The organism is Streptomyces ochraceiscleroticus, from assembly GCF_000720485.1.
Taxonomy (GTDB): domain Bacteria; phylum Actinomycetota; class Actinomycetes; order Streptomycetales; family Streptomycetaceae; genus Streptomyces; species Streptomyces ochraceiscleroticus.
Genome location: NZ_JOAX01000012.1, coordinates 150,908 through 170,815, shown reverse-complemented (window position 1 = coordinate 170,815; position 19,908 = coordinate 150,908). Strand labels below are relative to the sequence as shown.

Below are 19,908 nucleotides of genomic sequence, written 5' to 3'. Positions count from 1 at the left end.
TACCCACCGACGAGGCGCCACAGGCCCGCTACGGCGGCCGGACGGTCAGGTCTTGACGCGACTCTGACGGGGCGGGCGGGTGAGGACGTCCCTGTCGGGTGGTCCCGGTCGGGTGCCCGCGCTGTCAGTGGCGTGACGGGTCGATCGGGTGAGGGCGCTGTCAGTGGCGCGAGGGGCCGATCGGGCGACTGGGGTGTCAGTACCGCCCAGTACTGTGTTGAGAAGGGGACCTCATTACACCCCCATGGGGGAAATGAGGGGGGAAACGGTACGCCAAGGGGGCGCGAGGGGCGAAGCGGTACGGCATTACGCGACCCCCGACCTGCGCCCCGCACACCCAGCGGCCCGCGGCGCCCCAACCGTACGGGGCATCGCGGGCCGCAAGGGTGCGTACAGGCGCGGTCAGCGGATCTCGGTGATCTCCGGGCCGCGCTCCAGGCGCTCCACGCCGCCGCCGAAGCGGGACTGCGAGGCGTCGTCCTGCTGGACGCCCTCGGGCACCATCTGCGCGTCGTCGGGGAGCTTGAGGACGATCGGGTCGCGGGGCGCCATCGGGCCCTCGCCGCGCACCACGACCGTGTCCCGGAAGATCTGCTCCAGCAGGCCCGCGGCCTGCGGCTGCACCGCGCCCTGGCCGGAGATCACGCCGCGCAGGAACCAGCGCGGGCCGTCGACGCCGACGAACCGTACGACCTGTACGCCGTTCGTCCCGTCCGGGAGCTGCACCGGCACCTGGGCGCGCAGCTCCCAGCCGAGCGGGCCGTCGACCGTGTCGATGACGCCGCCCTGCTGGGTGATGCCGGCGGCGATCTCCTCGCGGACCTCGCCCCAGATGCCCTCGTTCTTGGGCGCTGCGAACGCCTGCAGCTGCACGGCGCTGTCCTGCAGCACGATGGTCGCGGCGACGATCGCGTCACCGGCGACCTCCACCCGCAGCTCCATGCCCTCGACGCCCGGTACGAAGAGGCCGCCCAGGTCCACCCGGCCCTCGCCCGGATTGCCGACCTCGGAGAGATCCCAGGGGCCGTCGGGGCGCGGGGCCGGCGGGAGGCTCACGCCGTAGCCCTCGTCGTCCGCGTCGGACCGGTCCGAGGACGTCGCCTCCTCGGCAGGATCGACCGCCTCGACCGCGTCGTCAGGAGCCTCGTTCTTCTTGCGACGTCCGAACACGTCACTGTCCTTCCCGGTCGGCACCGACCGATGCGTATCCATTCCCGCCCGCGCCGCCCACCGCCGCGTGACCGCCGGTGGACCCGAATCCCCCCTCGGCCCGCGCCGAGCCGGGAAGCTCCGCCACCTCCTGGAAGCGCACCTTCTCGACCTGCTGGACGACCAGTTGGGCGATCCGGTCGAACCTCTCGAAACGCACGGACTCGCGCGGATCCAGATTGACCACGATCACCTTGATCTCCCCACGGTACCCGGCATCCACCGTCCCCGGGGCATTCACGAGCGCCACACCGCACCGGGCCGCGAGGCCCGAACGCGGGTGTACGAACGCGGCGTACCCCTCGGGCAGCGCGATGGCCACCCCCGTGGGCAGCACCGTGCGCTCCCCCGGGGCCAGTTCGGCCGCCTCGGTGGTGACGAGGTCGGCCCCGGCGTCGCCCGGGTGCCCGTATGCGGGCAGCGGAACCTCCGGATCCACCCGCCGGATCTGTACGTCCACCGGAGTCCGTACCGGCTGTGCCTGATGGGTCACGGGTTCACCTCGAAAGCGCGGGCGCGGCGCAGCTGGTCGGGATCGGCCATCGCGGCCCGGATCTCCTCGGGCCGGCCGTTGTCGATGAAGTGCTCGACCTTCACCTCGATGAAGACCGCCTGGGCGCGGACCGCCACCGGGCCGTCCGGGCCGCCGATCCGGCCCTCGGCGCGGGAGTAGATCTTCCGGCCGTGGACCGCGGTGACCTCGGCGTCCAGGTGCAGGACCGTGCCGACCGGCACGGGGCGCAGGAAGTCGGTCTCCAGCCGGCCGGTCACCGCGATGGCGTGCAGCATCCAGTTGAGCGAGCCGAGCGTCTCGTCCAGGGCCGTGGCCAGTACGCCGCCATGGGCGAGGCCCGGGGCGCCCTGGTGGGCCTCCTTGACGGTGAACTCCGCGCTGACGCGCACGCCCTCGCCGGCCCGCGCCTCCAGGTGCAGGCCGTGCGGCTGCTCGCCGCCGCACCCGAAACATCGGTCGTAGTGCGCGCCGAGCAGCTCGCCGGGCGCGGGGGCTTCGGGGTGCCGCACCGGCGCGGTGGCGTCCGCGGGCGGCGTCAGCTGCGTCGTCTGTTTCGTCTGCGGTTCGGCTGCACTCACAGGTGGAGACCCTACCCGCGCGCGCGGAGCACGCGCGCGCACGTGCCAAGCTGGACCCATGCAGTCGTACGAAGAACGTCTCACCGCCCCCCGCTCCTGGTGGGTGATCGCCGCCGCCGTCGGCGTCGCCTGCGCCCTGATGCTGCTGCCGCTCGGGACGCTGCCGATGCTGGGCGGGCTGGTGGGCGGCGCGGCGCTGGCTGCGGTCCTGGTGAGCTCGTACGGCTCCGCGCGCATCCGGGTCGTCGCCGGGTCGCTGATCGCGGGGGACGCGAAGATCCCGGCGGCGGCGCTGGGCGAGGCGCAGGTGCTGGACGCGGCGGAGGCGCGGGCCTGGCGTACGTACAAGGCCGATACCCGCGCGTTCATGCTGATGCGCAGCTACATCCCGACGGCGGTGCGGGTCGAGGTGAACGATCCGGCGGACCCGACGCCGTACGTGTACCTGTCGACGCGGCATCCGGAGGAGCTGTCGGCGGCGCTGGCGGCGATCCGCGCCTGAAGCGCGGGGGCGCCTGGAGGCTTGGGGAGGCCCGGGGCGGACCGGGAGGGGTCAGGCGTCCTGGCCGGGCTCGTGGCGGCCGATGAGGCCGGTTCCGGCACGGCTCTGGCCGGGTCTGGCGCGGCCCGTGAGCCGCTTGCGCACGGGAGCCGGGGCCGGGTCCGGGAGCGCGTCCCAGGGGACCTGACGGCGGCGCAGATCCTGCCGGATCTTGACTGCCAGCCTGGCGGTGTCCCGGCGGTTCATCAACGCACCGACCGCGGCGCCGATCATGAACGGCGTCAGGCTCGGCAGGTTGCGCATCGTGCGCTTCATGATCTGCTGACGCAGTTCGCGTTTCATCTGGCCGCCGAGCGCGAGATTCAGCGAGGCGGGCTGTGCGATGTCCACGCCGCGCTCCTGTGTCCAGGACTGGACGTAGGCCAGGCCGCGGGCGTGAAGGCCGCCCTGCGGGCGCACGCCGTACACCTCGTGCAGCTCGGCAACGAGCTTGATCTCGACCGAGGCGACGCCGATGACCTCGGCGGCCAGCTCGGCCGGCATCGCGGGCGGCACCGGCATCATGGCCGCCGCGCCCACTCCCGCACCGACGGTGGCGGTGCCCTTCGTCGCTCCCGCGACGAGCTTGTCGGCCAGTTGCTCGGGGGTCAGGCCGGGGAACTGGCGGCGCAGCGTGGCCAGGTCGCGGACCGGGATCCGCGGGGCGTTCTCGATGATCCGGTCGGCGGTCCAGGAGAGTCCCGACCGCGCGCCGGCACCACCTTTGCGTGCGCCGTTGCCCACTCTGGCCGCGAGCGTGGCCGCGCGGCCACGCTCCCTCAGCGCTCCGGTGTGCCGCTCCGCGGGGAGGGCGGCCTGGTCGGCGGGCACGGGCGCGGTTTCCTCGCGTGTTCGTGCGCCGGCCGCCGGACCGGTCTCACCCTGCTTGCCTCTACGGAACGGTCTCACTGAGCTTCACCTCACGCTGTCGTCCCGGTGACCGTGGATGCGTGCTGCGCCTGTCCGGGAAGCCGTCGGCCACCCGGCCGGGTGCGGTGCGCGCGCCACGGCCTCGGCCCGCCCTCAGGCCGCGCAGTCGCGGCAGATGGGCTGGCCGTTCTTGTCCTCCGCCGCGAGCTGGCTGCGGTGGTGGACCAGGAAGCAGCTCATGCAGGTGAACTCGTCCTGCTGCTTGGGCAGGACCCGCACGGCGAGCTCTTCGTTGGACAGGTCGGCGCCGGGCAGTTCCAGGCCCTCGGCCTGCTCGAACTCGTCGACGTCGACGGCCGAGGCGGACTTGTCGTTCCGCCGCGACTTCAGTTCCTCGATGCTGTCCTCGTTGAGGTCGTCATCGGTCTTGCGTGGTGTGTCGTAATCCGTAGCCATGGTCGCTCTCCCCCTCTGGGTGTCTGCGGTGTCTCAGCGCTCGTAACGCGTGAGAGGCCGGACTTGTGCCCGACCTGAGGCGGAGATTTTGCCTCACATCAAGGTCTGTTACTCAATCGACACCCAACCGCACCCCTGAAGAGGTGATCGGTTTGGATGGCGATAGGACCGTACACGGTCCTAAAGTCGCACCTCGCGCTTGCCATCCCGTGTACTTCCCGTGATCGGACCCCCGGGAAACCCGGATTTTCCCGGCCTTCCGAGGGGCTTGGCGATCACGGAGAGTAGATGGCCCGGAATTCGCGCCTGTGAGCGATCACACACGTCCGGGCCAACGAACGGACCGGTCAAATTCCGCGCAAAGCGAACTCGGGGCGAAGGATGACCGGACACCCGCCGCCGCGTCAAGCCGGACCCGCGGGTGACCTGGCCGGAACACTCACACCGGGAGCACCACCCGCATGTCCAGGCCCCCGCCCTCACGCGGTACGGCGGTGATCGTGCCGTCGTGCGCCCGGACGACGGACCGCACGATGGACAGGCCGAGCCCCACGCCCTTGTCGCTGCCCGTGCGCTCCGTACGCAGCCTCCGGAAGGGCTCGAAGATGTTCTCCACCTCATAGGCGGGGACCACCGGGCCCGTATTGGAGACCACCAGCACCGCCCATCCGGGCTGCGCCTCCGTGGTCACCTCCACCCAGCCGTCGCGGGGAGTGTTGTACCGCACGGCGTTCTGTACGAGGTTCAGCGCGATGCGCTCCAGGAGGACGCCGCTGCCCTGGACGAAGACCTGCCTGCGTACGCCGCGCAGCTCCACGCCCTTGGTCTGGGCCTCGCCGCGGACCTGTTCGATGGCCTGCGAGGCGACCTCGGAGAGGTCGACCGGCTTCCGGTCCACGATCTTGTTCTCGCTGCGGGCGAGCAGCAGCAGGCCCTCCACCAGTTGTTCGCTGCGCTCGTTGGTGGCCAGCAGGGTCTTGCCCAACTGGGCCAGCTCCGGCGACGCCTCCGGGTCGGCGAGCTGTACTTCGAGGAGCGTGCGGTTGATCGCCAGCGGCGTCCGCAGCTCGTGCGAGGCGTTCGCCACGAAGCGCTGCTGCGACTCGAACGCGCGGTCCAGCCGGTCGAGCATCTCGTCGAACGTGTCGGCGAGCTCCTTCAGCTCGTCGTCCGGGCCGCCCAGCTCGATCCGCCGGTGCAGGTCTGAGCCAGCCACCCGCTGCGCGGTCCGCGTGATGCGGCCGAGCGGCGACAGGACGCGGCCCGCCATCGCGTACCCGAAGGCGAACGCGACGATGGTCAGTCCGACCAGCGCCATCAGGGAGCGGTTCAGGAGGTTGTTCAGGGCCACCGCGCGCTGCTGCGAGATGCAGGTGTTGATGGCGGAGTTGAGCTGGTCGACGTTGTTGGTGGCCGCTCCGGGGCAGCGGTCGGTGACGATCCGGAAGTCCGAACCGATGATCTTGAACGGCAGTTGGTTGCCGTCCTGCAGCGCGTTGGCGGCCAGCATGTAGATGATCGCGAGCAGCACGATGCCGGCCATCAGGAACATGCCGCCGTACAGCAGCGTGAGCCTTATGCGGATGGTCGGGCGCAGCCAGGGGAACGGGCGGACCGGTGGTTTCGGGTCCCAGGTGGGCTTGGGCGGCGCGGGCGGCGTCTGAGGGGCCGCGGGTGTCGTGGCCATGCCTGTCAGATCCGGTAGCCGGAGCCCGGTACGGTCACGATCACCGCGGGCTCACCGAGCTTGCGGCGCAGCGTCATGACGGTCACCCGGACCACGTTCGTGAACGGGTCGGTGTTCTCGTCCCACGCCTTCTCCAGCAGCTGCTCGGCGGAGACGACCGTGCCCTCGCTGCGCATCAGGACCTCCAGCACCGCGAACTCCTTGGGCGCGAGCTGGACCTCCTTGCCGTCGCGGAAGACCTCGCGGCGGTTCGGGTCGAGCTTGATGCCCGCCCGTTCCAGTACGGGCGGCAGCGCGACCGTCGTACGCCGCCCCAGCGCCCGTACGCGCGCGGTCAGCTCCGTGAACGCGAACGGCTTGGGCAGATAGTCGTCCGCGCCGATCTCCAGGCCCTCGACGCGGTCGCTGACGTCGCCGGAGGCGGTCAGCATCAGGACGCGGGTGGGCATCCCCAGTTCGACGATCTTGCGGCAGACGTCGTCGCCGTGGACCAGCGGGAGGTCGCGGTCCAGCACGACGACGTCGTAGTCGTTGACCGCGATGCGCTCCAGCGCGGCCGCGCCGTCGTACACCACGTCGACCGCCATGGCCTCCCGGCGCAGCCCGGTGGCCACCGCATCGGCGAGCAGCTGCTCGTCCTCGACGACGAGTACACGCACGTCGCTAGTCCTTCCTCACGGCCCCGCCGAACAGGGCACACACAAATCTCGAGCACATCCATCCTGCCCCGAGAAGCCGTAAACCGGCTGTAAGAGCAGGTGCGGCCCCCGATGGCGGGGACGCGGGCACCCGATCGGCAGGATTCACCATCCGCCTGAGGTTTCCGTGAGGTTCCGCATGGGGAGGACGATTGCACACTCGCGATCACGCCCTGCACGACGCCGTACCGTGACCGGCCGGCAGCCCGCAGGGACCACGCCGTGATCTCCCTCCGCCACACCCCCGTGGATGAGGGGCCCACACCCGTCGGCACACCCCCGTGCCACCGACCCACGACGAGGGGGCGCACCATGGACGCGTTCACCGCAGGCATTCTGCAGCGCATAAAGAACACCGAAGCCGACCTGGACCGGGCCCGCGAAACGGGCGACGACTTCCTCGCCGATGTCGAGCAGGCCGAGCTGGAGGACCTCCAGCGACTGGCCTCTGAGCACGGTGTGGAGGTCGGCGCGCCCAGCGCCTGATTCCGTCCGCCCGCGACGTAGGGCGCCCCGGCACCGAGGGGACGGTGCCGGGGCGCTTTGTCGTACCTGGACTTCCGGTCGCGCCTGGACGCCCGGTCGCCTCTGGACGCCTGTATGGGCAGTACGGCGGCGTGTGCGACTCCCGGGGTCCCGGGGGTCGGATCAGTCGTGCCAGGCGCCCAGATCCTCCAGCAGGGGCTGCAGCGCATCGAAAACGGCCGGGGACCCGGCGACGGTCAGCTCGTGGGACGCCGGCTCGCCGGGACGGCCGGCGGTGCGCGCGCCGGCCTCGCGGGCGATCAGCTCGCCCGCCGCGAAGTCCCAGGGGTTCAGCCCGCGCTCGTAGTAGGCGTCCAGCCGCCCGCAGGCCACATCGCACAGGTCGATCGCGGCCGAGCCGCCCCGCCGGATGTCGCGAACCCGCGGGAGCAGCGAGCCCAGCACGGCCGCCTGCGCGGCGCGCCGCTCGGCGATGTACCCGAAGCCGGTGCCGACCAGGGCCTGGGAGAGCGGCGGCGCGGGGCGCACCCGGATCGGCGCGTTGTTCAGGAAGGCGCCGCCGCCGAGGACGGCGTGGCTGGTCTCGCCGCGCATCGGTGCCGCGACCACGCCGACGACCGTCTCGCCGTCCTTCTGGGCGGCGATGGACACGGCCCAGGAGGGCAGCCCGTAGAGGTAGTTGACGGTCCCGTCGATGGGGTCGATCACCCAGCGCACCCCGCTGGAGCCCTCGGCGCTGGCGCCCTCCTCGCCGAGGAAGCCATCCTCGGGGCGGCGCTCGGAGAGGAAGCCGGTGATCAGCTTCTCGGAGGCGATGTCCATTTCGGTGACGACGTCGATGGGGCTGGACTTCGTGGCGGCCACGCCAAGATCGGCGGGGCGGCCGTCGCGCAGCAGCTCACCGGCCCGGCGGGCGGCCTCCAGGGCCAGCGCGAGAAGTTCGTCCTTCAGCTCACCGCTGATCAGCGGGGCGTCCTTCAGGGGGTCGGACACGGTGCTCCTTGTTCGTACGGAAGGCCCCGCGGGTGCTGCGTACGGCAGGTCCGCGGGCCGCCGCGGGGCGGGCGCCCGCGGGCCGGGCAGCCGGGCCGCACGCCGTCGGGCGGCCCGGGACGGGTATCAGACCCCCGTCGGCGCGCCGCTCCAGTCGGCGCCCGCGGCGGCGGGACGGGGCGCGCGGGCCGGGCAGCAGCCGACCGGGCAGAGGTCGTGGCTCGCTCCGAGGGCGCCCAGGGCGCAGCGCTCCGGTGAGCGGCCGCGCTCGGCCGCCGCGCGCTCCAGCAGCAGGTCGCGGACGGCCGCGGCGAAGCGTGGGTCGGCGCCGACGGTGGCGGAGCGGGCCACCGGGAGGCCCAGCTCGGCGGCCTTGGCCGTGGCCTCCGTGTCGAGGTCGTACTTGACCTCCATGTGGTCCGAGACGAAGCCGATGGGGGCCATCACGACGGCCGGGACGCCCTGCGTGTGCAGCGTCTCCAGGTGGTCGCAGATGTCGGGCTCCAGCCAGGGGATGTGCGGGGCGCCGCTGCGCGACTGGTAGACGAGCCGCCAGGGATGCGCAGTTCCGGTCTCCTCGCGCACCGCGTCGGCGATCACCTGGGCCACGTCGAGGTGCTGTGCGACATACGCGCCGCCCTCGCCGCCCTCGGTGTGCTCCTCCGGGCGCCCCGAGGTGTCGGCGGCGGCGGTGGGGATGGAGTGCGTGGTGAACGCGATGTGGGCGCCCGCGCGGACGTCGTCGGGCAGCTCGGCGAGCGAGGCCAGCACACCGTCGACCATGGGGCGCACGAAGCCGGGGTGGTTGAAGTAGTGCCGCAACTTGTCGACCTGGGGCAGCTCCAGGCCCTCGGCCTCCAGGGTGGCCAGCGCGTCCGCCAGGTTCTCCCGGTACTGCCGGCAGCCCGAGTACGAGGCGTACGCACTCGTGGCCAGCACCGCGATGCGGCGGTGACCGTCGCGGACCATCTCGCGCAGGGTGTCGGTCAGATACGGCGCCCAGTTGCGGTTGCCCCAGTACACCGGCAGGTCCAGGCCGTGCTCGGCGAAGTCCTTGCGCAGCGCGTCCAGCAGCTCGCGGTTCTGCGCGTTGATCGGACTCACGCCGCCGAACAGGAAGTAGTGCTGCCCCACCTCCTTGAGGCGCTCACGGGGGATACCGCGGCCGCGCGTCACGTTCTCCAGGAACGGGACCACGTCGTCCGGGCCTTCGGGGCCACCGAAGGAGAGGAGGAGCAGGGCGTCATAGGGAGCAGGCACTGGCTGTTCGGACATGTCCCGATCCTCCCACCCGGCACTGACAGCCGGAAAACCGGAGGCACCGTCGGAGTGCCACCCGTAAGCTGTATGGCTGCAGTACGTTCCTTACTGCCATCCAGACCCGGCTCACCGCGGTTCCCGCGGACCCTCACTCGGCGGAGCGCCCCCTTGCCCAGTCCCTACCGCGCCCTGTTCGCCCGGCCCGGCACGAAGTCCTTCACTGCCGCCGGGTTCCTGGGGCGCATGCCGCTCTCCATGACCGGCATCGGCATCGTCACGATGGTCTCCCAGCTCACCGGCCGGTACGGCCTGGCGGGCGCGCTCTCCGCGACCGTCGCGCTCTCCGCCGCCGTGCTCGGACCGCAGATCTCCCGGCTGGTGGACCGGCACGGCCAGCGCCGGGTGCTGCGCCCGGCCACCCTCGTCGCACTGGCCGCGCTCGCCGCCCTGCTGACGGCGGCCCAGCAGCGCTGGCCCGACTGGACGCTCTTCGCCTTCGCGGCCTGCGCGGGCTGCGTACCGAGCGTCGGCGCGATGGTGCGCTCCCGGTGGGCGGAGGTGCACCGCGCGACTCCCCCGGGATGCTGCACGCCGCGTACTCCTGGGAGTCGATCGTCGACGAGTTCTGCTTCATCGTCGGCCCGATCCTCGCCATCGGGCTGTCCACGTCGTGGTTCCCCGAGGCCGGGCCGCTGCTGGCCGCCGTCTTCCTGGCGGCGGGCGTCTTCTGGCTGACCGCGCAGCGCGCCACCGAACCCGTACCGCACCCGCGTGAGCACCACACGAAGGGCTCCGCGCTGCGCTCCCGGGGCCTGCAGGTCCTCGTGGTCACCTTCACGGCCACCGGCGCGATCTTCGGGGCGATCGACGTGGTCACGGTGGCCTTCGCGGAGGCCGAGGGCCACAAGGGCGCGGCCAGCCTCGTCCTGGCGGTCTACGCGCTGGGGTCCTGCGCGGCGGGCGCCGTCTTCGGGATGCTGCGCCCCTCGGGCCCGGCAGCGCGGCGCTGGGTACTGGGCGTGCTCGCCATGGCCGTGAGTATGATCCCGCTCCAACTGGTCGGGAACCTGCCGTTTCTGGCCGTGGCGCTCTTCGTCGCGGGGCTGACCATCGCACCGACGATGGTGACCACCATGGCCCTCGTCGAGCAGCACGTACCACGCGCGCAACTGACCGAGGGAATGACCTGGACGAGCACCGGGCTCGCGGTCGGGGTGGCGCTCGGCTCGTCGGCCGCCGGCTGGGTGGTGGACGCGGCCGGGGCCCGTACGGGGTACGTCGTGCCGGTCGCGGCCGGAGCGCTCGCGGCCGCGGTCGCGTTCCTCGGATACCGCCGGCTGCGGCCGGCGGCGACGCGGGCGGGGACACCCTCGCCCCGGGTGACGGGAGGGCTGGGCGCAGATGACAGTGACCGGAGCGGCTCGGGAGAGCGTGTGGCGTAACTGGGCGGGGAACGTCGAGGCCCGCCCCGTACGGAGCGTGGCACCGGCCTCCACGGAGGAGCTGGCCACGGCCGTACAGCAAGCCGCCTCCGAGGGGCTGCCCGTGAAGGCGGCCGGCACCGGCCACTCCTTCACGCCCGCGGCGGCCACCGAAGGACTCCTCATACGGCCCGAACGGCTCACCGGCATACGGAGAGTGGACCGCGCCGCCGGCACCGTCACCGTGGCCGCGGGCACGCCCCTGAAGGACATGAACGCGGCACTGTCCGCGCACGGCCTGTCGCTGGCCAACATGGGCGACATCATGGAGCAGACCGTCTCCGGTGCCACCAGCACCGGTACGCACGGCACCGGCCGGGACTCCGCCTCGCTCTCCGCGCAGATCGTGGCCCTGGAGCTGGTCACCGCCGACGGCTCCGTACTGCGCTGCTCCGCACAGGAGAACGCGGACGTCTTCGCGGCGGCCCGGCTCGGCCTCGGGGCGCTCGGCGTCCTCACGGAGCTGACCTTCGCCGTCGAACCGGAGTTCCTGCTCGCCGCCCGTGAGGAGCCGATGCCCTTCGACCGGGTGACCGCGGACTTCGATGCGCTCGTCGCGGAGAACGAGCACTTCGAGTTCTACTGGTTCCCGCACACCGGGAACTGCAACACCAAGCGCAACAACCGGAGCCAGGGCCCCGCGGCACCGAACGGCGCCGTCAGCGGCTGGGTCGAGGACGAGCTGCTCTCCAACGGCGTCTTCCAGGTGGCCTGCGCGGTCGGCAAGGCACTGCCCGCCACCATCCCCGGCATCGCCAAGCTCTCCAGCCGCGCGCTGTCCGCCCGTACGTACACCGACATCCCGTACAAGGTGTTCACCAGCCCTCGCCGGGTGCGCTTCGTGGAGATGGAGTACGCCGTCCCCCGGGAGGCGGCGGTCGCGGCACTACAGGAGCTGCGCGCACTGATCGAGCGCTCCGGCTTCCGGATCAGCTTCCCCGTGGAGGTGCGCACCGCACCCGGGGACGACATCCCGCTCTCCACGGCCTCCGGGCGGGACACCGCCTACATAGCGATGCACATGTACCGGGGCACGCCCCACGAGGCGTACTTCACGGCCGCCGAGCGCATCATGACCGCGCACGGCGGCCGGCCCCACTGGGGCAAGCTGCACACACGGGACGCGGAGTACCTCGCCGCCGCTTATCCGCGCTTCGGCGAGTTCACCGCGCTGCGGGACCGGCTGGACCCGCAGCGGGTGTTCGGCAACGCGTACCTGCGGCGAGTACTCGGGGACTGACGCGGGGCGCGCCCCGGCCCGGGCTCAGGAGGAGCCGGGGGCCGGGGTCTGTCCGGCGTCCTGGGCGCCGTCGGCGCCGCTCCCAGTGTCCGGGCTGCTGCTCGCGCCGTCGTCCGAGCCGTCGGTCGGCGTGGGCGTCGGATCAGCGGACTCGTCGCCGTCGCTCGGCGAGGGGCTGGGCGCGGTGGTCTCGTCGTCCGAGCTGTCGCTGCCGCTGTCCGCCCCCGAGTTCGCGTCGGAGCCGCTGTCCGCAGTGCCGTCCGTGGCGTCCGGCTGCGGGGTCGGCCCCTCGGTAACGCCACCGCGGTCCGTGTCCTCGCTGGACGTGCTCGGCTGCGGTGTCGGCGTCGTCGGGGCGCTGTCACCGCCCCCGCCGGAGCGGAAGAAGTTGCTGACCGACGTGCCGTTGCCGCCCGCGGCGTCGTGCCCGGTGGCCAGCTCGAAGGCGGTGACCCCGGCCATCGCGAGCAGGAAGACCGCGAGCGCGGCGAGCCAGGTGCGGCGCCGGCCGCGCAGCCGGGTGCCGTACAGCGTCCTGGACTCGTCGTCGTGGGCCTCGTCGGAGGTCTCCGCCACAGAGGCGCCGCCGGGCGGCTCCGCCACGGTACGCAGCGCCATCGTGCGCGCGTCCTGCTGCGGCACCGTCCGGGTCGCGTCCTCCGCACCGGGCGGGACGAGGACCTGCGTCTCGTCGGCCGCGGACGAGGCGGTGAGGACCTGCGTCTCGTCGAGCGCGGGCGACCGGGGCAGGGTCCGGGTCGCGTCGGCGTTGCCGGCCGCCGCCACGGAGGTGATCTCGTCCTCCGTACCGCCGCGGTCGAACGTCGGGAGCACCATCGTCACGCCTGCCGAGGACGCGGACCTGACGCGTGTCGCCCCGCGCACACCCGTACTGGAGGCCGCCGTCCGGCTGCCGAGCTCCTGGCGGCGGCGCGGCCGGGGCCGCGTGCTGACCGTCGCCTCCTTGACCTGTTCCCCGGTGCGCCGGAAGAGGTGCTGGAAGATCGACCCGCCGGTGGTGGCGACCACGCTGACCACGCCGGCACCGATGACCGTCCCGTAGACGCCGAGCCGTCCGGCCAGGTAGGCGGCGACCGCCGCCGCGAGCGCGCTGCCCGCCACCTGGGCGACGCTCAGGTCGATCCGTTTCTCCCTTCCGGTCTTCTTTGTCTTGCTATCGGTTCTGTCGTCCATCCTCGGCCCTTGAGCGACGCTTCGATCCGTCTTGCACAGAGAAGGGACATTTGGGCGGACTGGATAGTTCCATTTCTGGCGATTTTGTGAACCAGGTCACATGATTCCGTGCAGCCCGTCATCCGATCCCATAAGTAGAGAGGTCGACAAGGCGACCGGACTCCCCTGGACAGGGAAAACTCGGCGGCGCGGCGCCCCACCCCGGTGGTCCGAATGGAGTACTGTTGCGAATCCTGGCCCCGGTTTCCCGTCCGGCTGCCCGGACCCACGGGAGGGGCCCGCAAGGCGGCTCTCGCCCCGGGGCGCCGCCACTCGGCACGGGGTGCTGGTACACAGGGCAACCGGTACGGTCACCGGAGGTTGCAAACTGGTTACCGTGTCATAACGGCGTTTCAGGGCCACAGCCTGACACGCCGGGCAACTCGGCAATGTTGTGGCAGGCTGCACCCGGGCAGGCCACACTCGACTAGCGGAAGCAGCGACGCACGTGACGTCGGCAGGCACCACCCGGGAGGTCCCCATGCCCGAACTGCGTGTCGTGGCCGTATCGAACGACGGCACACGGCTGGTGCTCAAGGCTGCGGACAGCACCGAGTACACGCTGCCGATCGACGAGCGGCTGCGTGCCGCGGTGCGCAATGACCGCGCACGCCTGGGCCAGATCGAGATCGAGGTGGAGAGCCACCTCCGGCCACGCGACATCCAGGCCCGTATAAGGGCCGGCGCCTCCGCCGAGGAGGTCGCCCAGCTCGCCGGCATCCCCGTCGACCGGGTGCGGCGCTTCGAAGGCCCGGTGCTCGCAGAGCGCGCGTTCATGGCCGAGCGCGCCCGCAAGACGCCCGTGCGCCGGCCCGGCGAGAACACCGGTCCACAGCTGGGCGAGGCGGTCGCCGAGCGGCTGCTGCTGCGCGGCGTCGACAAGGACACCGTGCAGTGGGACTCCTGGCGCCGGGACGACGGCACCTGGGAGGTACTGCTCGTCTACCGCGTCGCGGCCGAGCCGCACTCCGCGAGCTGGACGTACGACCCGCCCCGGCGGCTCGTACAGGCCGTGGACGACGAGGCGCGGGCGCTGATCGGCGAGACCGACGACACCCCCGAGCCGAGCTTCCCGTTCGTGCCGCGGATCGCCCGGCTGCCCCGTGACCGGCCGCTGGACCGGTCCCTGGACCGTCCGCAGCCGGCGGAGCGACCCTCCGAGCGGCCCGCACCGCCGGCCGCCGAGGAGGAGGACGTGCCCGCGGCCTCGGCCTCGGCCGCCGTCGAGGAGACCGAGGAGCGGGACCCGCGCGACTCGCTGACCAGCCTGCTGGAGGCGGTGCCGAGCTTCCGGGGCGACCTGGTCGTCCCCGAGCCGAAGACGCCGCCGGACGACGAGCCGGCCACGGAAGCCGAGATCGAGGAGGAGCCCGCCGCCCCGGCTGCGAGCGCAGGCGCCGGCTCCGCGTACGCCGACGTGCTGATGCCGCGCGCCGTCGCGGGACACCGGGACCGGCTCACGGGTACGACCGACCGTCAGGCCGAAGCGGACGGCGTCCGTCCCGGCCGCCGCGCCGCGGTGCCGAGCTGGGACGAGATCGTCTTCGGTACGCGGCGCAAGAAGCCGGACGCCTGACCGCGGAGCGGTCGGCCCAAGGCGCACTTCGGCCTTGGGCTGCCCGCGTGCGGAAACGGTCCTGCGAGCGCTACGGCGAGCGGTCGGCCGGGACGGAAACGGTCCTGCGGTCGGCCCCGGCCCACGCGCAACCGTTTCCGCGCCGCAGGGCGGCCACGGCGGGTGCGATCTCCTCGTACTCCTCGCACTTGCCCGCGTACCGCCCCCGGCGCCTTGGATTGCCCTCTCAGCCCGCCTCGGGCCCCGTGGCCACCGGCCGGGACGCGTCGCCCGACCACTCGCTCCAGGAGCCGACGTACAGGGCCGCCGGAACGCCCGCCACGGCCAGCGCCAGCACCTCGTGCGCGGCGGAGACGCCCGAGCCGCAGTAGACCCCGACCTCGGCGCCCGGCGCGGCCCCAAGGGCACTGAAGCGCTCGGCCAGTTCGGCGGCCGACCGGAACCTGCCGTCCGAGGCGACGTTCTCGACCGTCGGGGCGGAGCGCGCACCCGGGATGTGGCCGGCGACCGGGTCGATGGGCTCGACCTCGCCCCGGTAGCGCTCCGCCGCCCGCGCGTCCAGGAGCACCCCGCGACGGGCCAGCGCGGCCGCCTCGTCGGCGGTCAGCACGGGCACCGCGCCGGGCGCCGCCGTGAAGTCGCCGGGCTTCGGAGCGGGCTCCTCGTCGGTCAACTCGCCGCCCGCCGCCCGCCAGGCGGCCAGGCCGCCGTCCAGGGCGCGTACGTCCTCGTGCCCCGCCCAGCGCAGCAGCCACCAGGCGCGGGCCGCCCCCCAGCCCTGTCCGCCGTCGTACACGACCACCGCGCGGTCCTTCGAGACGCCCGCCGCGCGCATGGCCGCCGCGAAGTCCTCCGGATCCGGCAGCGGGTGGCGGCCCCCGGAGCCCGCGGGCCCGGCCAGATCGGCGTCGAGGTCGACGTAGACGGCGCCGGGCAGATGGCCGGTCGCGTACTCGGCGGGCCCGGACGGACCGCCCTGCTGCCAGCGGACATCGAGGAGCACCGGAGGCGTCCCGCCCGCCAGCTCGCTCGCCAGTTCGGTAGCGGAGATGATGGCATTCATGGCCCCATCCTTGCGCAGTCACGACCGGTCCACGCCGCCCCCGGGCAAGCCGTGAGCAACTGCATGAACCAGTTCCTCACCGCGTAAGGGACAGGTTCCTCACTACCTGGAGGGCGGGTCCTCACCACGTAGAGAACAGGTTGCTCACTACATGGCCGACGGGCCCCTCACACAGGACGGTGACATCGGCAGAAACGGCACTGCGTCATCAGATCGGGCGCTCTCCGGCCCGGCCGGGCAACGGCTCGCGCGACCGGCGGCGCGGCCGCCCCGCGTCGCCCACGGGGGAATGCGAGCATCTGCACGGCACAGCCCGTACTCGTACGGTTCCCACCCCTGAAGGTCCGAGGAGCAAGCGACGATGACGACCGAGGCAGCGAGCCGGCGGACGCCCGGCACCCCTTGCTGGGTGAGTCTCATGGTGCACGACCTGCCCGCCACGCAGGACTTCTACAGTGCGCTGTTCGGCTGGGAGTTCCGGCCGGGGCCGCAGCAACTCGGTCCCTACGTACGGGCGCTGTCGGCCGGCCGGGAGGTGGCCGGGATGGGCGTGCTGCCCCCCGAACGGCAGCTCTCCATCGCCTGGACGCCCTATCTGGCGAGCGACGACGCGGACGCCGTCACCGAGCGGATCCGCGCCTGCGGCGGCACGGTCGGCGTCGGCCCGCTGGACGCCGACCACGCGGGGCGGATGGCACTCGCCTCGGACCCGCAGGGCGCGGTCTTCGGGATCTGGCAGGGGCACACCATGAAGGGCACGGCGGTGGCCGGCGAGCCGGGCACCCTGGCGTGGAACGAACTGGTGACCCCGGAGGCCGCCACGGCCGGCAGATTCTACGAGCACGTCTTCGGCTTCGAGACGGAGGCGGCGGACGGCCCCGGAGGCGACGACCTGACGCTCTGCCTCAAGGGGCGGCCGGTGGCGGGCATCCATGGGGCGGGCAACACGCTGCCCCAGGAGCGGGGACCGCACTGGACGACGTACTTCGCGGTCTCCGACACGGACGCGGCGGCCCGCCGCGTCACGGAGCTGGGCGGACAGGTGACCGGCGCGCCCCGGAACTCGCCCCACGGACGCCTGGCGACGGTCACCGACCCTGAGGGCGCGGAATTCATGGTGGTACAGCGGCCGACGCAGTAACCACGCAGGGACGCCGACGCGGCACCTCGCACCCGGCTCGTGCCGCCCGGCGCCCGTACCCGCCGGGGTGGGCACCGGCGTCACCACCGAACTCGGCCAGCGGTTACCAACAAATTTGCCAGGCCACCGGTTCCTCCTGCGGCACGGAAGCCGGTGGCTCCGACGGCGCCCTCAACACGGGTGAGCCGAAAGCCCAGGCCGAAAAGGACCAGGAAAAGGCCCTATTCGGTAGATCAGTACACGAAAACTTGGGCTTACCGCTTGGGTATCCTCTCAGTGACGTTGGTCAAGTTCCGTACTTTGAGAGGGAGATGTGGCGCATACCGCCGAAGAATGGGGCGAGCCGACGCGCCATCTACCCAAGCCGAATGAACCGGACACGCCGTGCCCCCTTCAGCCCTGAACCGTAACTAGGGAATCACAGGAGCACTCACTTATCCCCCCTCGCGGAAGCAGAGGGATTTGCTCGCAGGCATGTGCCTCGCTGGAGAACAGGTACGGGCCATGGCGGCGAATGAAAGCCCTCGTCCGCCAGGACATTTCTCTCTTGCGCGCATTGGTCTTTGCAGCCTGCATCGCACTGATGTGTGTAAGTGTCTACTCTGCCCCGAAGTACATCGTCCCAGGTATAGCGCTGTATGCGGTTTCGGCAGTTGTGCTCTTGGTCGTAGTGTGCGGCGGATGTGGGGCAATCCTCAACCGCATACGGGGAGAAAATCAGCGCAGGTGGGAGGCCATCCAGAGCTGGGTTGTGCTAGCGCACACAGACGAGGGACGGGCGCTGCCGGCAGGCAGCCTGACGCCAGAGTTGGCTCTGTCGTACGACATTCAGGCCGGCAACGTAGTACCGCAATGTGGCGTTTCCGGTAGTACGGAGGCGCCGATGCAGTACGGCTGGGGCAACAGCCCGAAGGCGCGCACTATTTTCAGCGCTGTCCTCTTCCTGTTTGGCGCGATTGTCTTCCTGCTCGCCGCGATCGGGAGCTTCGCTGCATTTAGTCCTCAATCTGTTGGGCTTGCTGGTGCCAGCCTCATCCTCACGTTGGCGATGCGCGCCGTTTTCAGGAGGGTTCCGGATCATGCCAAGTGGTGTTACGACCAGTACCTGAAGGCAATGGATGTAGCAGCTCGCGAGCGTGATAGGCGAGTATCTGAAGGAGGAGCTTCGTGACTAGTACTGAACATCAGGAAACAGATTTGAAGCAGCAGCGTCGTAGTCGTCTACTTTCGGGCGAGCCGGGCATATCCGTGCAGCGCTTCTGCCGGTGACGGCCTTGTTGTCCAAGCGGGCGCGGGCACAAAAACAGCTGCGCGCACTGGCCGCAACGACTGGGCGTCAACAACTTGGTGTGCTGGGCTCTGAACAGTTGCATCCGGTCACCTATTACGAACCTTCGCTGGAGACAAGCGAGTTCACGCTTGGTGCAATTGAGCTCTCCAGCAAGGGCTGCAGCTGCTTGGCAGCGAGGGCGTGGTGCTTAGCGCGGAGCTGGGTGAGATCCTGGGCGCTGTCTACCTTCCGGCTGGGAAGATGTGGCAGCCGCGCGGGATGGAGATCCATCTCAATCAGGAGCGGGTACTTGAGGTCCGTACATTTCGGCAGGCGGTGCTGGGTTCGGCATTGTCGCAGAGCGGCGTGAAAGTTCTGGAGTCAGGCGCTGGCCAAACTCCGGGGCAGGGCTGACGCAAAGTCCGGATTGCGGTCGTTTCCCCAAGTGAGTAAGGCATGACCACGAGATCGAAGCTCCGTTGGGATGGGTGGCCGAGCAAGTCGCCTTGAGCCAACTGAGCTTCGATGAATCATCAGTCTTCCGTGTCTGCTGCCGTGGTGGAGTGCGTGTCCGGAGTGTCGAAGGCGAACATGCGACGGCGGCCGGGGTCGGCTTGGCGGACAACGTCCACGGCCCGCGCGAGGGTGGGCGCGCGTGCGACCAGGACCTCGCCGGCCTCGCGGATGTAGCGGCAGGCGGTCGCGGTCCCGGTGCCGGTGCCGAAGCCCCCGCCTCAGTCAGTGGTGACCGGCAGGACATCGGGCGACAGTGCCGCCGCCCGTGCCGCGGCGCTCGTCATCCGCTTGCGGTGATGGCGTCGGCAGAGGACCTCGTACCCGACTTCCTCTGCGGGCATGGCCACATCCCCCACCACCACCTGCTCGCCCTCGACCACCATCTCGCCGCCCACCGTGCGGGCGTTGTGCGTGGCCCGGGCACCGCACCAGCACATCGCCTCGACCTGCAACGCCTCGATCCGGTCCGCCAACTCGAGCAGCCGTTGCGACCCGGGGAAGAGCTTCGTGCGGAAGTCTGTGGTGATGCCGAAGGCGAAGACATCCAGGGCCAGGTCGTCCACGATCCGCGCCAGCTGATCGATCTGTTCGGGCGCGAGGAACTGGGCCTCGTCCACGATGACGTAATCGACCTTGCCGCCGTGCGTCATCTGCTCCACGAGGTACCCGTACAGGTCCATTCCCGCGGTGGCCTCCACTGCATCCGTCACCAGTCCCAGACGCGACGACAGCTTCCCCTCCCCCGCACGGTCATCCCGGGTGAAGATCACACCCTGCAGCCCCCGAGCCGAACGGTTGTGCCCAATCTGTAGGGCCAGAGTCGACTTTCCGCAGTCCATCGTGCCGCTGAAGAACACCAGTTCAGCCATGGGGGGTTCAAGTTGCCTTTCGGGCGCGTCGGGGCCTGCCGACGGCGATCGGGTCGTACGGAGGGGGAGTTCGGGTGGGTACCGGTTGGCGTCCGGTGCCCCTCGGAGAGGGGCAGGTGGGAGGAGAGCCCGGGCGGGCGCCGTACCGTTTCACCCCACCACTTCCCCCAATGGGGGGTCGCAGAACCCCTGCTCAACACAGTAACGGGTGCCACTGACAGCGCGGC

General features: G+C 71.3%; 18 protein-coding genes and 1 pseudogene. 7 read left to right on the top strand and 12 right to left on the bottom strand.

Annotated features, from left to right (window positions below; all coding sequences use genetic code 11):
- Positions 1–402: 402 nt before the first annotated feature.
- Genes IG84_RS0117135 through IG84_RS0117125 form a run of 3 tightly spaced genes read right to left on the bottom strand, consistent with a single transcriptional unit; the run spans position 403 to position 2,301 of the window.
- A complete protein-coding gene (locus tag IG84_RS0117135; RefSeq protein ID WP_031057509.1) occupies positions 403–1,170 on the bottom strand; it encodes a DUF3710 domain-containing protein in 768 nt (255 codons plus the stop codon).
- 1 nt (position 1,171) lies between these two features.
- The gene (gene dut / locus IG84_RS0117130) at positions 1,172–1,702 is read right to left on the bottom strand and encodes a dUTP diphosphatase (RefSeq protein ID WP_031057505.1); all 531 of its coding nucleotides are present in this window, start codon (positions 1,700–1,702) and stop codon (positions 1,172–1,174) included.
- Positions 1,699–2,301, bottom strand: coding sequence for a PaaI family thioesterase (locus tag IG84_RS0117125; RefSeq protein ID WP_051861838.1), 603 nt, complete (start codon positions 2,299–2,301; stop codon positions 1,699–1,701). The genes dut and IG84_RS0117125 overlap by 4 nt, the downstream gene beginning before the upstream one ends.
- Positions 2,302–2,359: 58 nt before the next feature.
- On the opposite strand from IG84_RS0117125, the gene IG84_RS0117120 reads away from it, so the two are divergent.
- Complete coding sequence (locus tag IG84_RS0117120) at positions 2,360–2,803, top strand: DUF3093 domain-containing protein (RefSeq protein WP_031057497.1); 444 nt, start codon at positions 2,360–2,362, stop codon at positions 2,801–2,803.
- Positions 2,804–2,854: 51 nt separating this feature from the next.
- On the opposite strand, the gene IG84_RS0117115 is transcribed toward IG84_RS0117120, so the two are convergent.
- The 4 genes from IG84_RS0117115 to IG84_RS0117100 form a co-directional block, all read right to left on the bottom strand.
- The gene (locus tag IG84_RS0117115; RefSeq protein ID WP_245659379.1) at positions 2,855–3,673 is read right to left on the bottom strand and encodes a hypothetical protein; all 819 of its coding nucleotides are present in this window, start codon (positions 3,671–3,673) and stop codon (positions 2,855–2,857) included.
- Positions 3,674–3,865: 192 nt separating this feature from the next.
- The gene (locus IG84_RS0117110) at positions 3,866–4,168 is read right to left on the bottom strand and encodes a DUF4193 domain-containing protein (RefSeq protein ID WP_003982531.1); all 303 of its coding nucleotides are present in this window, start codon (positions 4,166–4,168) and stop codon (positions 3,866–3,868) included.
- Positions 4,169–4,607: 439 nt separating this feature from the next.
- Positions 4,608–5,855 carry a sensor histidine kinase gene (locus IG84_RS0117105; RefSeq protein ID WP_031057492.1) on the bottom strand — a complete coding sequence of 416 codons (1,248 nt, stop codon included), beginning with the start codon at positions 5,853–5,855 and terminating at the stop codon, positions 4,608–4,610.
- Positions 5,856–5,860: 5 nt separating this feature from the next.
- On the bottom strand, positions 5,861–6,514 hold the full coding sequence (locus IG84_RS0117100) for a response regulator transcription factor (protein WP_030062975.1): 654 nt from the start codon (positions 6,512–6,514) through the stop codon (positions 5,861–5,863).
- Positions 6,515–6,865: 351 nt separating this feature from the next.
- Here IG84_RS0117100 and IG84_RS41590 point away from each other — a divergent pair, with 351 nt between their 5' ends.
- Positions 6,866–7,039 (top strand): hypothetical protein, encoded by a 174-nt coding sequence (locus tag IG84_RS41590; protein WP_169746148.1) that lies wholly within the window; start codon positions 6,866–6,868, stop codon positions 7,037–7,039.
- A gap of 162 nt (positions 7,040–7,201) precedes the next feature.
- Here IG84_RS41590 and IG84_RS0117090 read toward each other — a convergent pair whose 3' ends face one another.
- Positions 7,202–8,032, bottom strand: coding sequence for an inositol monophosphatase family protein (locus tag IG84_RS0117090; RefSeq protein WP_037800390.1), 831 nt, complete (start codon positions 8,030–8,032; stop codon positions 7,202–7,204).
- Between the two features lie 126 nt (positions 8,033–8,158).
- Entirely contained in the window at positions 8,159–9,307 is a 1,149-nt protein-coding gene (locus tag IG84_RS0117085) for a ferrochelatase (protein ID WP_031057484.1), read from the bottom strand.
- Positions 9,308–9,460: 153 nt separating this feature from the next.
- Here IG84_RS0117085 and IG84_RS38010 point away from each other — a divergent pair.
- Positions 9,461–10,734: pseudogene (locus IG84_RS38010) on the top strand (MFS transporter).
- The gene (locus IG84_RS0117075; protein ID WP_031057483.1) at positions 10,694–12,013 is read left to right on the top strand and encodes a D-arabinono-1,4-lactone oxidase; all 1,320 of its coding nucleotides are present in this window, start codon (positions 10,694–10,696) and stop codon (positions 12,011–12,013) included. The pseudogene IG84_RS38010 and the gene IG84_RS0117075 overlap by 41 nt, the downstream one beginning before the upstream one ends.
- 24 nt (positions 12,014–12,037) lie before the next feature.
- Here the strand turns inward: IG84_RS0117075 and IG84_RS0117070 are convergent, their stop codons facing one another.
- Positions 12,038–13,207 (bottom strand): RodZ family helix-turn-helix domain-containing protein, encoded by a 1,170-nt coding sequence (locus IG84_RS0117070; RefSeq protein ID WP_031057481.1) that lies wholly within the window; start codon positions 13,205–13,207, stop codon positions 12,038–12,040.
- Between the two features lie 520 nt (positions 13,208–13,727).
- Here IG84_RS0117070 and sepH point away from each other — a divergent pair.
- A complete protein-coding gene (gene sepH, locus IG84_RS0117065) occupies positions 13,728–14,822 on the top strand; it encodes a septation protein SepH (protein ID WP_031057480.1) in 1,095 nt (364 codons plus the stop codon).
- Between the two features lie 226 nt (positions 14,823–15,048).
- Here sepH and IG84_RS0117060 read toward each other — a convergent pair whose 3' ends face one another.
- The gene (locus tag IG84_RS0117060) at positions 15,049–15,885 is read right to left on the bottom strand and encodes a sulfurtransferase (RefSeq protein ID WP_031057478.1); all 837 of its coding nucleotides are present in this window, start codon (positions 15,883–15,885) and stop codon (positions 15,049–15,051) included.
- A 361-nt stretch (positions 15,886–16,246) separates the two neighbouring features.
- On the opposite strand from IG84_RS0117060, the gene IG84_RS0117055 reads away from it, so the two are divergent.
- Both IG84_RS0117055 and IG84_RS41180 read left to right on the top strand, forming a co-directional pair.
- Entirely contained in the window at positions 16,247–17,026 is a 780-nt protein-coding gene (locus IG84_RS0117055) for a VOC family protein (protein ID WP_031057475.1), read from the top strand.
- An 883-nt stretch (positions 17,027–17,909) separates the two neighbouring features.
- The gene (locus IG84_RS41180; RefSeq protein ID WP_157848894.1) at positions 17,910–18,197 is read left to right on the top strand and encodes a hypothetical protein; all 288 of its coding nucleotides are present in this window, start codon (positions 17,910–17,912) and stop codon (positions 18,195–18,197) included.
- An 833-nt stretch (positions 18,198–19,030) separates the two neighbouring features.
- On the opposite strand, the gene IG84_RS0117045 is transcribed toward IG84_RS41180, so the two are convergent.
- Positions 19,031–19,681: a thymidine kinase gene (locus tag IG84_RS0117045; protein ID WP_031057469.1), complete on the bottom strand. Its 651-nt coding sequence runs from the start codon at positions 19,679–19,681 to the stop codon at positions 19,031–19,033.
- Positions 19,682–19,908: the final 227 nt, after the last annotated feature.

What these genes read in the sequence shown, in the direction of transcription:
- IG84_RS0117120 (WP_031057497.1), top strand. Translation starts at nt 2,360, where the DNA reads ATGCAGTCGTACGAAGAACGTCTCACCGCCCCCCGCTCCTGGTGGGTG.
- IG84_RS0117110 (WP_003982531.1), bottom strand. Translation starts at nt 4,168, where the DNA reads ATGGCTACGGATTACGACACACCACGCAAGACCGATGACGACCTCAAC.
- IG84_RS0117105 (WP_031057492.1), bottom strand. Translation starts at nt 5,855, where the DNA reads ATGGCCACGACACCCGCGGCCCCTCAGACGCCGCCCGCGCCGCCCAAG.
- IG84_RS41590 (WP_169746148.1), top strand. Translation starts at nt 6,866, where the DNA reads ATGGACGCGTTCACCGCAGGCATTCTGCAGCGCATAAAGAACACCGAA.
- IG84_RS0117085 (WP_031057484.1), bottom strand. Translation starts at nt 9,307, where the DNA reads ATGTCCGAACAGCCAGTGCCTGCTCCCTATGACGCCCTGCTCCTCCTC.
- IG84_RS0117075 (WP_031057483.1), top strand. Translation starts at nt 10,694, where the DNA reads ATGACAGTGACCGGAGCGGCTCGGGAGAGCGTGTGGCGTAACTGGGCG.
- IG84_RS0117070 (WP_031057481.1), bottom strand. Translation starts at nt 13,207, where the DNA reads ATGGACGACAGAACCGATAGCAAGACAAAGAAGACCGGAAGGGAGAAA.
- sepH (WP_031057480.1), top strand. Translation starts at nt 13,728, where the DNA reads ATGCCCGAACTGCGTGTCGTGGCCGTATCGAACGACGGCACACGGCTG.
- IG84_RS0117060 (WP_031057478.1), bottom strand. Translation starts at nt 15,885, where the DNA reads ATGAATGCCATCATCTCCGCTACCGAACTGGCGAGCGAGCTGGCGGGC.
- IG84_RS0117055 (WP_031057475.1), top strand. Translation starts at nt 16,247, where the DNA reads ATGACGACCGAGGCAGCGAGCCGGCGGACGCCCGGCACCCCTTGCTGG.
- IG84_RS41180 (WP_157848894.1), top strand. Translation starts at nt 17,910, where the DNA reads ATGCAGTACGGCTGGGGCAACAGCCCGAAGGCGCGCACTATTTTCAGC.
- IG84_RS0117045 (WP_031057469.1), bottom strand. Translation starts at nt 19,681, where the DNA reads ATGGCTGAACTGGTGTTCTTCAGCGGCACGATGGACTGCGGAAAGTCG.